We start from the raw sequence: 10,215 nt of genomic DNA on the forward strand, positions 1-10,215 counted from the left end.
GCGTAACCTCGAGCTGCTGGCCACCAGCACCGCCGGCCGCATGGCCCAGCTGATCGCCGACAGCCAGCACCTGGCCAAGGCGCTCGGCGCCGATGGCGACTTCGTCGGCTACCTGGAAGGGAAGCCCGGCCACGACGTCGCGGAGATCCGCGCCAAGATGCAGGCGCTGGTGGCGGCCAACCCCGACGTGCAGCTGATGATGCTGATGGACCAGGGCGGCACGGCCGTGGTGTCCAGCGACCCGGCCGTGATGGGCAGGAACTTCGCGTTCCGCGACTACTTCAAGGCGGCGATGGCCGGCAAGCCCTACACCAGCGGCATCGTCGTCGGCTCGGTGGCCGGCGCCAGCGGCATGTTCTACGCCAACCCGGTGTTCGACGAGGCGCAGCGGCCGATCGGCGCCGTGGTGCTGCGCATCCTCGGTTCGTCCTTCGACCGCATGCTGGCCGAGGTGCGCGGCGGCCGCGACACGCTGCGGCCCTTCCTGGTGGATGGCGACGGCGTCGTCATCGGCCACACGGACCCGAAGGCGCTGTATTCGAGCCTGGCGCCGCTGCCGCCGGCCAAGCTGGCCGAGATCAAGGCCGACCAGCGCTTCCGCCGCGACACCATCGCCAGCCTGGACATGCCCGCGCTCGCGCAGGCGCTGGTCGGCGCGCGCGCCAGCGGCCACCTCGACTACCGCTCGACGCTGGTCCAGGAGGACATGGTGGCCGGCTACGCGCCGGTGCGCGGCGAGGGCCTGGCCAGCCGCTGGGTGGTGGCCGTCAGCGAGCCGCGCAGCTCTTTCGAGGCGCCGCTGAACGCGCTGTTCATGCGCCAGATGATCAGCGTGGCTCTCGTGGGCCTCTTGTTCCTGGGCCTGGCGCTGTGGTTCGCGCGGCGCATCGTGCGGCCGGTGCGGGCGCTGACGCAGGCGGTCGATGCGCTGAAGGCGGGCGACTACAAGCGCGCCGTCGTCAAGGTCGAGGGGCGCGACGAGATCGGGCAACTGAGCCGCACCTTCAACGTCTTGATCGACGTGCTGAGGCAGCGCGAGCGCGAACGCAAGAAGTCGCAATGAGTCGTTCCACTCCTGTCTGGGCCGCGTTCGAGGCGACGGCCGAGCGGCTCGACCAGCGCTTCACCGGCCTCTTCACCCGCCACCAGTTCGAGTACGAGCAGCCGGTGCGCATGCAGGCCGGCGTGCCCGCGCGGCTGCGCCGGCCCTACACCACGCCGGTGGCTTACACGCAATGGGGCCGCGATGCGGACGCGCCGCTGCTGGTCTGCGTCGGCGGCGTGGCCAACACGGCGATGCGCTTCAGCTTCCTGGCGGCGGATCTGTCGAGCCAGTTCCGCGTCGTCTGCATGGACTGGCTGGGCCGCGGCCAGTCCGGCTGGCTGGCGGACGACAGCGAGTACCACCGCGCCACCTACGTCGAGCAGCTGCGCCAGTTGCTGGAGCGCCTGCAGCCGCGCGGGCCGGTGCATGTGCTGGGCTCCTCGATGGGCGGCTCGGTGGCGATGGCGCTGGCCGCGCGCTGGCCGGGCCGCGTCGCGCGGCTGGTGCTCAACGACGTGGGCCCCAGCATCCCGCCGACGCGCCGCCGCCATCGCGCCGAGACCCTGGCCCGCTACTACGTGTTCCGCTCGCCCGAGGACATCGCCCGCCGCCTGGGCGCCGCGCAGAAGAACGACGGCCCGGTGAGCCCCGAGGTGCGGCACTACCTCGCCTGGCACCAGACCCGCTGGTCCGAGGAGAACGCCGGCCGCGTCTACCGCCACGACCAGCGCGCGCTGCTGGCCTACCGGCGCGAGGTGCAGGCCCGTGCGGAGCTCGACCAGTGGGCCGACTGGGCCAAGGTGCGCTGCCCGGTGCTGCTGATGCACGGTCTGGAATCCGACGCGCTGCTGGCGCCGACGATCGCGCGCATGCGCCGCGAGCTGCATGCCCGCGCGGCGCTGACGGTGGCCCACATCCCGCAGACCGGCCACACCCCGCTGCTGTCGGACCGCAACCAGACCCACTGGATCGGCCAGTGGCTGGGGGGCCAGGTCTTGACCGAGGCCCTGTCGATCCCCTTGGCCTGGCCGCGCGAGCCCTGGTAGTTCGCGTTCCCTGAGCAAAACCTGACACCTCTCGTCAGTTTGCATAACTTCATCTCATGCAACACAACTAACTCGTTACTTTGACGGTTGTGACGGCTGCGTGACGATCCCGCGCTTCGACTTATTACAAGCGGGAGACTGTCCTTTGCATCCGAAACGCACCCCCATCGCCGTTGCCGGCCTCGTGTTGATGGCCTCGCTGCAGGCCCAGGCCCAGGAAGGCCCGGCCCTGGAGACCGTCGTCGTGACCGGCATCCGCGCCGCCACCGAGAAGGCGCTGACGATGAAGCGCGAGGCCTCGGCCAACGTGGACGTGATCACCGCGGTGGACGTGGGCAAGATGCCCGACAAGAACCTGGCCGACTCGCTGCAGCGCGTCGTCGGCGTGGCGGTGCGTACCGACTATGACGAGGCCGAGAAGGTCTCGATGCGCGGCACCAACCCCGACATGTCGCTGATCCTGTTCAACGGCCACACGGTCAGCGGCGGCGACTGGTACCTCGCCGACCAGAGCTCCAGCAGCCGCTCCACCAGCCTGAGCCTGATGCCGTCCTCGGTGCTCAACGCCGCCACCGTCTACAAGACCTCGCAGGCCAATATCGCCGACGGCGGCCTGGCTGGCACGATCAACGTCACCACCCGCAAGCCGCTGGACGAGAAGCAGAAGTTCGGCGGCCTGATCAGCGTCGGCGGCGTCTATGCCGACCTGCCGGGCAAGAGCAGCCCGCAGGTCAACGGCAGCTTCAACTGGAAGAACGAGGCCAGCAACTTCGGCGTGATCGGCCAGCTGTTCGCCGAGAAGCGCTACGTGCGCCGCGACTCCGTCTCCCGCGCCGGCTACGGCTCCAACAGCGGCTGGGACGTGATCGACATCAACGTGATGAAGGGCATCACCGACGCATCGCTGGCCGGCACCGGCCTGAAGGCGGCGGACCTGCAGGGCGTGCGCCTGCCGGGCTCGATGGCCACCGAATTCGTCGAAGGCGTGCGCGACCGCAAGGGCGGCATGCTGGCGTTGCAGGCGCGGCCCACCGACAAGCTGGACCTGGGCCTGACCGGCTTCTACTCGCGGATGAACTCGAACAACTACGGCCGCGCGTCGTACTCGGACATCCAGAGCATGCTGCGCGGCCTGTCCGGCGTGCAGGGCGACACGACGACCAAGACCAGCGTCAACGGCCAGCAGGTGTTCGCATCGATCCGCAACCCGGTGATCGTCAACGAGACGACCATCTACGGCCAGCCGCTGAAGGTGCTCAAGAGCGCCCAGATCATGTACGCGGACGGCACGCCGGCCCAGCTGGTCGGCGAGAACGAAGGCTTCTACCGCAGCGGCGCCGGCGCCAGCAGCGGCTTCCTGGACTTCGACTTCAAGTACCAGCTGCGCGAGGACCTGAAGGTCAAGGGCCTGCTGAGCACGACCAAGGGCGTGGGCCACACCGACGCCGACCGCGGCTACGGCTATGCCCGCTACGGCCAGGGCGTGTCGTACACGCTCAACGGCCTGCAGGAAGCGCCCGACTTCCAGTACTACGGCACCGGCGCCAACGTGCCGGTCAGGAACGCCGACGGCAGCGGCTACCAGCTGGTGGCCGCCAACGGCGCCAACAGCCACCACACGGTGGACAGCGAGAAGAGCCTGGCGCTGGACTTCGAGTACACGCAGGACAGCGGCATCTTCTCCACGCTGGAGTTCGGCGGCCGCACGGCCAACCACGACCGCCAGTACCGGCGCACGATCAAGGCGGTGCACACCGCGGCGCTGCCGGCCTTCGACCCGAACCTGGCCGTGGGCTACCCCGGTGACTTCGGCAACGGCCTGGGCGGCGGCAACTGGGAGAACACCGGCTTCTACTTCCCGACCAGCGTGATGGTCGACTACTTCAACAACCGCAACAAGGACACGACCGCGGCCTGGGAGCGCTTCGTCAGCTCCGAGATCGACGTGCGCGAGCGCCAGACGGCGCTCTACGCGATGCAGAACCTCGAGGGCAACAAGTGGTCGGGCAATATCGGCTTCCGCCTCGTGCGCACGACGGTGGACGCGCTGATCCCGACGCCGATCCCCTCGGGCATCTGCGCCCGCACCGAGCCGGGCAAGCCCGCCGTGCCCTGCGCCGCCTTCCCGGACGCGATCACCGACGCCGGCAACGCCACCGCCTACTATGACGGCACGGTGTTCAACCCGGTCGGCCAGACCTGGTACAAGAAGCCCAGCCACAAGAACTTCGACAACATCCTGCCGAGCCTGAACCTGCGCTGGGAGCTGACGAAGGACCTGATCGGCCGCCTGGGCCTGTCGGAGACCCTCGGCCGCCAGAACTACAACGTCTACGGCACCGGCTTCTCCAGCCAGACCTGCGGCACGCAGGGCTGCACGGTCAACGGCCCGAACCCGAACCTCAAGCCGATGACGGCGCGCAACTTCGACCTCTCGCTGGCCTGGTTCTACGACCGCCGCGCGATGGTCTCGGCCAGCCTGTTCGACTCGCTGATCGACGGCTACGCCAAGACCGGCGCGGTGAAGCAGGACGCCACGGTGGACCTGTTCGACACCGCGACGAACACGATGCGCACCTACATGATCCAGAGCACCTCGCAGCAGAAGGCGCGCATCCGCGGCGTCGAGCTGGCCTGGGAGCAGCCAGTCGGCGCGGGCTTCGGCGTGACCACCAACGCCAGCTATGCCGAGACCCATGTGGAGGACGGCCGCCCGATGGTCGGCGCCTCGAAGATCGCCGGCAACTTCGGCGTCTACTTCGAGAACGACATCTTCAGCACCCGCCTGGTCTGGAACTACCGCGGCGCCTACGTGTCCAGCTCCACCGCCCCGTCGCCGACCGCCAACAGCCAGGGCCTGTCGACGATCAACGGTGTGCTGATGCCCACGGCCCCGACGATCGCCGCCCCGGTGACCAACGTCGCGCTGACGATCAACTACAACATCACGCCGGAGCTGCAGCTGTCGTTCAGCGGCACCAACCTGACGAACCCGACGCGGGCGCAGTACCGCTACAGCGAGGCGGAGCAGCAGAAGCTGGATGTGAGCGGCCGGCAGTACTACCTCGAGGCGCGCTACAAGTTCTAAGCGGCTCAAGGCCCGATGAAAGCAAAGCCCCGTTGGCGCGAGCCGGCGGGGCTTTTTCCGTACAGGCTTGCACCCAGCGTCTTGAAAACGGCTGTCGTCGATGGCAACTGCTAGACTCGTCACGGAGGTTCCACATGAAAGCACTGAAGAGCCCCCTTGCAAAGCAGATCCTGGCGAATCCCCACACACGGGGTCAGTTGCGCCAGGTCACGGCAGAAGTCGGCGCTGAGGGCACCACGCGCAGCTACATCGAGGTGAAGCAAGGGTCGTCGACGACGACCCAACGCTACGTCGCGAGAGTCGTTCCCAAGGCAGCCTGAGCGGCGCATCGATGAATGTCGCGCTTCCCGCGCTGATCGTCTTTGTCTGTCTGCTTCCCGGCTTCATCTTCCGAAGCCGACTCAAGCTCATCGAAAGTACCTCGCTCGACTACTCGCCCTTCGGCAGGGTGGTCAGCGAGAGCATCTTCTGGGCTGCGGTCCTCCATGCGATCTGGATCGGGGTCATGTGTCCGCGCGCGGGCGACAGTGCGGACACAGGCCCGCTGCTCCAGCTGCTGTCGTCGAACCTCGCGATGCATGGCGAGGCGCTCGAACGGGTAAGCCTGCAGACCGGCCGCATCGAGTTCTACTTCGGCTCGCTGCTCGTCGCCTCGTATGTCGTGCCTACGCTCATTCGGAGAGTGATTACCGCGACGCGCGTCGATCGAATCGGCTCGCCCTTGAGCACCTTCTTCCGGTTTGGCGATGCGCCCTGGTACTACCTGCTTACCGGCGCCGATTTCAAGCATGACGAGCGACCCGACCTGATCGTCGCGACGGCGATCGTCTCGGTGGCCGGCCAGCCCGTGCTTTTCAAAGGCGTGCTCAACGATTTCTACTTCAAGTCGGACGGCTCTCTCGACCGCCTGATCCTGGAAGAGACGATGCGCAGGCCTCTCGCGAAGGACAAGGGCAGCGCCGACGCTGTCGAAGACATCGACCGCTTCTATCCTGTCGATGGCGACTCGTTCGTGATCCAGTACGACCAGGTGATCACGCTGAACATCCAGTATCTGAAGCTCACGCCGGCCGATGAAGACCTGAAGCCACAGCCGCTGATCGAAGAGGCGCCTTCGCCTTCCTGAGCGCCTGCGGCTTGCCGCCGCTCAGGCCTCGGCCGCCGCGCTCTCCCCGTCGAAGTCGAACATCTCCACCTTCACCGGCCGCGCGCTCTGCCTGAGCACCTTGTGCTGCGGCCCGATCGCCTTGCCGGTGCGGGCGTCGACCAGCGACAGCTCCACCTGCTCACCGGTCTCGGTGTCAATCAGCCGCACCGGCTGCTGCCTGGGCGTGGCGTGCTTGTTGCCCCAGGCGAGCAGGGCCAGCAGCACCGGCCGCAGGTCGCGGCCCTTGGTGGTCAGCAGGTACTGGTAGCGGGGCGGGCGCTCGCTGTAGAGGCGCTTCTCCAGCAGGCCGCCGTCGACCATCTCCTGCAGCCGCCGCGTCAGCGTGTTGGACGGGATGCCCAGCTCGGCGACGAACTCGTCGAAGCGTGAGCGGCCGTAGAAGGCCTCGCGCAGGATCAGCACGTTCCAGCTGTCGCCCAGCACGTCGATCGCACGGGCGACGGGGCAGTTCATCGATTCGAAGCTGGTTCTGCGCATGGCGGGATTCTCCTTCGCGGCTTCAATTATGCAATGAACGCGATCGCACGCTAACGCGCGATTCTGCTTGATTTACGAATTCTGTAGTTACTTACATGATTGAAGTTACTAGGCTATATTTCGCCCCAATCCAGAAGCCGGAGCCCACCGATGAGCACTTCGCCCGCCAACGCCGCCGCCCTGCCGTCCCCGCAGACACCGCCACTCACCGTGGTGCCGCCCGCGCCGGCCCGGCCTTCGCGCTCGCGCCTCGTGCTGCGCCGCGGCCTGCCGCTGCTGCTGGCGCTGGCGGCGGCGGGCTATGCGGCCCACTGGTGGCAGGTCGGCCGCTTCCACGAGACGACCGACGATGCCTATGTCGGTGGTGACGTCACGGTGATCGGCGCCAAGGTGGCCGGCTACATCACCGAGCTGCCGGTGGCGGACAACCAGTTCGTCCATGCCGGCGACCTGCTGGCCCGCATCGACGTGCGTGACTACGACGCCCAGGCCGAGCGGGCCGCCGGCGCGCTGCAGGCCCAGGAGGCGGCGCTGGCCAATCTGCAGGCGAACGCCTCGCTGCAGCAGGCGATGATCGAGCGGGCGAAGGCCGGCATCGATGCCGCCGCCGCCGAGGAGCAGCGCGCCCGCGACGACTTCCAGCGCCACAAGGAGCTGGTCAGCCGCGCCTCCGTCTCCGTCGAGGCCGCGCAGCGCGCCGAGGCCAGCTACAAGGCCGCCACCGCCGGCACCCAGCGCGCCCGCGCCGAGCTGCTGGCCGCGCAGCGCCAGCTCGACGTCATCGGCACTCAGCGCCAGCAGGTGCAGGCCGCGCTGGTGCAGGCCAGGGCCGAGCAGCGCGTCGCGCAGCTGGCGGTCGGCTATACCGAGATCCGCGCCCCGCAGGACGGCTATATCGGCAACCGCAAGGCGCGCGTCGGCAGCTATGTGGGCGCGGGCACGCCGCTGCTGTCGGTGGTGCCGGCGCAGGGGCTGTGGATCGACGCCAATTTCAAGGAAGACCAGCTCGCCCGCATGCATGAGGGCCAGCCGGTCAGCGTGCGCGCCGATGCCTGGCCCGGCCAGGTGCTGCACGGCCGCCTGGGCAGCCTCGCGCCGGCCACCGGCGCGCAGTTCAGCGTGCTGCCGGCCGAGAACGCCACCGGCAACTTCACCAAGATCGTCCAGCGGGTGCCGGTGCGCGTCGAGCTCGATCTCGCGGACAGCCGCCTCGGCCGCTTGCGGCCCGGCCTGTCGGTGCTGGTCGACGTGGACACCGCGACGGGCGCGAGCGGGTCATGAGCGCCAGCTTCTGGTCCAGCGAGGTCGTGCCGGCGGACCGGATGACGACCCGCGAGAAGGTGCTCGCCTTCGCGACGATGTGCGTGGGCATGTTCATCGCGCTGCTGGACATCCAGATCGTCTCGGCCTCGCTGCGCGACATCGGCGGCGGCCTCTCCGCGGGCGCCGACGACACGACCTGGGTCCAGACCGCCTACCTGATCGCCGAGATCATCGTGATCCCGCTGTCGGGCTGGCTGGCCAGCGTGATGTCCACGCGCTGGCTGTTCGCCGCCTCGGCGCTGGGCTTCACGCTGAGCAGCCTGCTCTGCGCGCTGGCCTGGAACATCCAGAGCATGATCGCCTTCCGCGCGCTGCAGGGCTTCCTGGGCGGCTCGATGATTCCGCTGGTCTTCACGACCGCCTTCATGTACTTCGGCGGCAAGCAGCGGGTGGTGGCCGCGTCCACCATCGGCGCGATCGCCTCGCTGGCGCCCACGCTGGGCCCGGTCGTCGGCGGCTGGATCACCGACACGCTCTCCTGGCCCTGGCTGTTCTACATCAACCTGCTGCCGGGCCTGGTCGTGAGCTGGGTGGTGCCGCGCATGGTCAAGGTGGACAAGCCCAACCTCGCGCTGCTGAAGGGCGCCGACTACGCCTCGATGGCGCTGCTGGCGCTGTTCCTCGGCTGCCTCGAGTACACGCTGGAGGAAGGCCCGCGCTGGAACTGGTTCGGCGACGACACCATCCTGCTGACCGCCTGGACCGCGGGCCTCAGCGGCGTGTTCTTCATCTGGCGCAGCCTGGTCGTCGCGCAGCCGATCGTCGACCTGCGCGCGCTGAAGGACCGCAACTTCACGCTCGGCTGCCTGTTCTCCTTCATCACCGGCATCGGCATCTTCGCGACGATCTACCTGACCCCGCTGTTCCTCGGCCGCGTGCGCGGCATGAGCGCGCTGGACATCGGCATGGCCGTGTTCTCCACCGGCGTCTTCCAGGTGATGTCGATCCCGCTCTACGCGCTGCTCGCCTCGCGCTTCGACCTGCGCTGGATCCTGATGGCGGGCCTGGCGCTGTTCGCACTGTCGATGTGGGACTTCGCCCCGATCACGCACGACTGGGGCCCGGCCCAGCTGCTGCTGCCGCAGGCGCTGCGCGGCATGGGCCAGCAGCTGAGCGTGCCGCCGGTGGTGACGCTGGCGCTGGGCGGGCTGCCGCCCTCGCGGCTGAAGCTGGCCTCGGGCCTGTTCAACCTGATGCGCAACCTGGGCGGCGCGATCGGCATCGCCGCCTGCGCGACGGTGCTGAACGACCGCACGAACCTGCACTTCCTGCGCCTGGCCGAGCACACGAATGCGCCGGCTGTCGAAGGCGAGGCCGCCTTGCGCCAGCTCTGGCAGCTGACCTACCGCGAGGCGCTGACGATGACCTTCTCCGACGCCTTCCTGATCGTGATGGTGTGCTTCCTCGCCGCGCTGCTGGTGGTGCCGCTGCTGCGCAGGATCACGCCGCCCGCCATGCCTTCGGCCGATGCCCATTGACGAGGATCCCGCCATGAAATCACGCCCCGTTTACTTCGCCCGCCGGCTGCTGGCCGTTGCGGCCAGCTTGATGGTCGCCGCCTGCGCCTCGCTGCCCGAAGCCGCACCGCAGCCCGAGCCGCTCGGCCCGAAGCTGGCCCACGTCGCGCCGGCCTCGACGCAGCAGGCCGCGCCGGCCCTGGACGACTGGTGGCAGGGCTTCCACGACCCGGTGCTCAGCGAGCTGGTGAGCCGCGCGCTGGCGCAGAACCTGGACCTGGCCGCCGCGCTCGCCCGCGTCGAGCAGGCCCGTGCCGCCGCGCAGGGCGCGGGTGCGGCGACGCTGCCGCAGATCGGCCTGCAGGGTTCGCTGCTGGCGCAGCGCCAGTCGCTGAAGAGCCCCGAGGGCGCGCTGGCCAGCGGCTTCCCCGGCTACCAGCGCGAGCAGACGCTGCAGACGCTGGGCATCGGCGCGAGCTGGGAGGCCGACCTGGGCCGCGGCCTCGACCAGGGCCGCGCCGCCGCGCAGGCCGATTGGCGGGTGGCGCAGGCGCAGCGCTCGGGCGTGCAGGGCAGCGTCGTCGCCGAGGTGGCCGATGCCTACTTCCGCC

Annotated in this window: 9 protein-coding genes; 8 read left to right on the plus strand and 1 reads right to left on the minus strand. The window is 68.9% G+C overall.

Annotation, left to right across the window (positions count from 1 at the left end; genetic code table 11):
* From B0W88_RS25905 to B0W88_RS25920, 5 genes are all read left to right on the plus strand, one after another.
* A partial coding sequence (locus tag B0W88_RS25905; protein WP_077037485.1) for a cache and HAMP domain-containing protein occupies positions 1-1,063 on the plus strand: 1,063 nt, incomplete at its 5' end.
* Complete coding sequence (locus tag B0W88_RS25910; RefSeq protein WP_077037486.1) at positions 1,060-2,091, plus strand: alpha/beta fold hydrolase; 1,032 nt, start codon at positions 1,060-1,062, stop codon at positions 2,089-2,091. The genes B0W88_RS25905 and B0W88_RS25910, both read left to right, overlap by 4 nt.
* A 145-nt stretch (positions 2,092-2,236) precedes the next feature.
* Positions 2,237-5,179 (plus strand): TonB-dependent receptor, encoded by a 2,943-nt coding sequence (locus B0W88_RS25915; protein WP_233151845.1) that lies wholly within the window; start codon positions 2,237-2,239, stop codon positions 5,177-5,179.
* A 134-nt stretch (positions 5,180-5,313) separates the two neighbouring features.
* Positions 5,314-5,499, plus strand: coding sequence for a hypothetical protein (locus B0W88_RS33180; RefSeq protein ID WP_144006976.1), 186 nt, complete (start codon positions 5,314-5,316; stop codon positions 5,497-5,499).
* Between the two features lie 11 nt (positions 5,500-5,510).
* Positions 5,511-6,305, plus strand: coding sequence for a hypothetical protein (locus tag B0W88_RS25920; protein ID WP_077037488.1), 795 nt, complete (start codon positions 5,511-5,513; stop codon positions 6,303-6,305).
* Positions 6,306-6,326: 21 nt separating this feature from the next.
* On the opposite strand, the gene B0W88_RS25925 is transcribed toward B0W88_RS25920, so the two are convergent.
* Positions 6,327-6,824 carry a helix-turn-helix domain-containing protein gene (locus tag B0W88_RS25925; RefSeq protein ID WP_077037489.1) on the minus strand — a complete coding sequence of 166 codons (498 nt, stop codon included), beginning with the start codon at positions 6,822-6,824 and terminating at the stop codon, positions 6,327-6,329.
* 150 nt (positions 6,825-6,974) lie between these two features.
* On the opposite strand from B0W88_RS25925, the gene B0W88_RS25930 reads away from it, so the two are divergent.
* The 3 genes from B0W88_RS25930 to B0W88_RS25940 all read left to right on the plus strand — a co-directional run.
* Positions 6,975-8,105: an HlyD family secretion protein gene (locus B0W88_RS25930; protein ID WP_083749072.1), complete on the plus strand. Its 1,131-nt coding sequence runs from the start codon at positions 6,975-6,977 to the stop codon at positions 8,103-8,105.
* Positions 8,102-9,625 carry a DHA2 family efflux MFS transporter permease subunit gene (locus B0W88_RS25935; protein ID WP_077037490.1) on the plus strand — a complete coding sequence of 508 codons (1,524 nt, stop codon included), beginning with the start codon at positions 8,102-8,104 and terminating at the stop codon, positions 9,623-9,625. Before B0W88_RS25930 ends, B0W88_RS25935 begins: the two co-directional genes overlap by 4 nt.
* Positions 9,626-9,638: 13 nt before the next feature.
* Positions 9,639-10,215 (plus strand): TolC family protein (locus tag B0W88_RS25940; protein WP_233151846.1); only part of this gene is annotated, 577 nt, incomplete at its 3' end.

This window comes from Pelomonas sp. KK5, assembly GCF_001984095.1.
In the GTDB taxonomy this organism is placed as follows: Bacteria; Pseudomonadota; Gammaproteobacteria; order Burkholderiales; family Burkholderiaceae_C; genus KK5.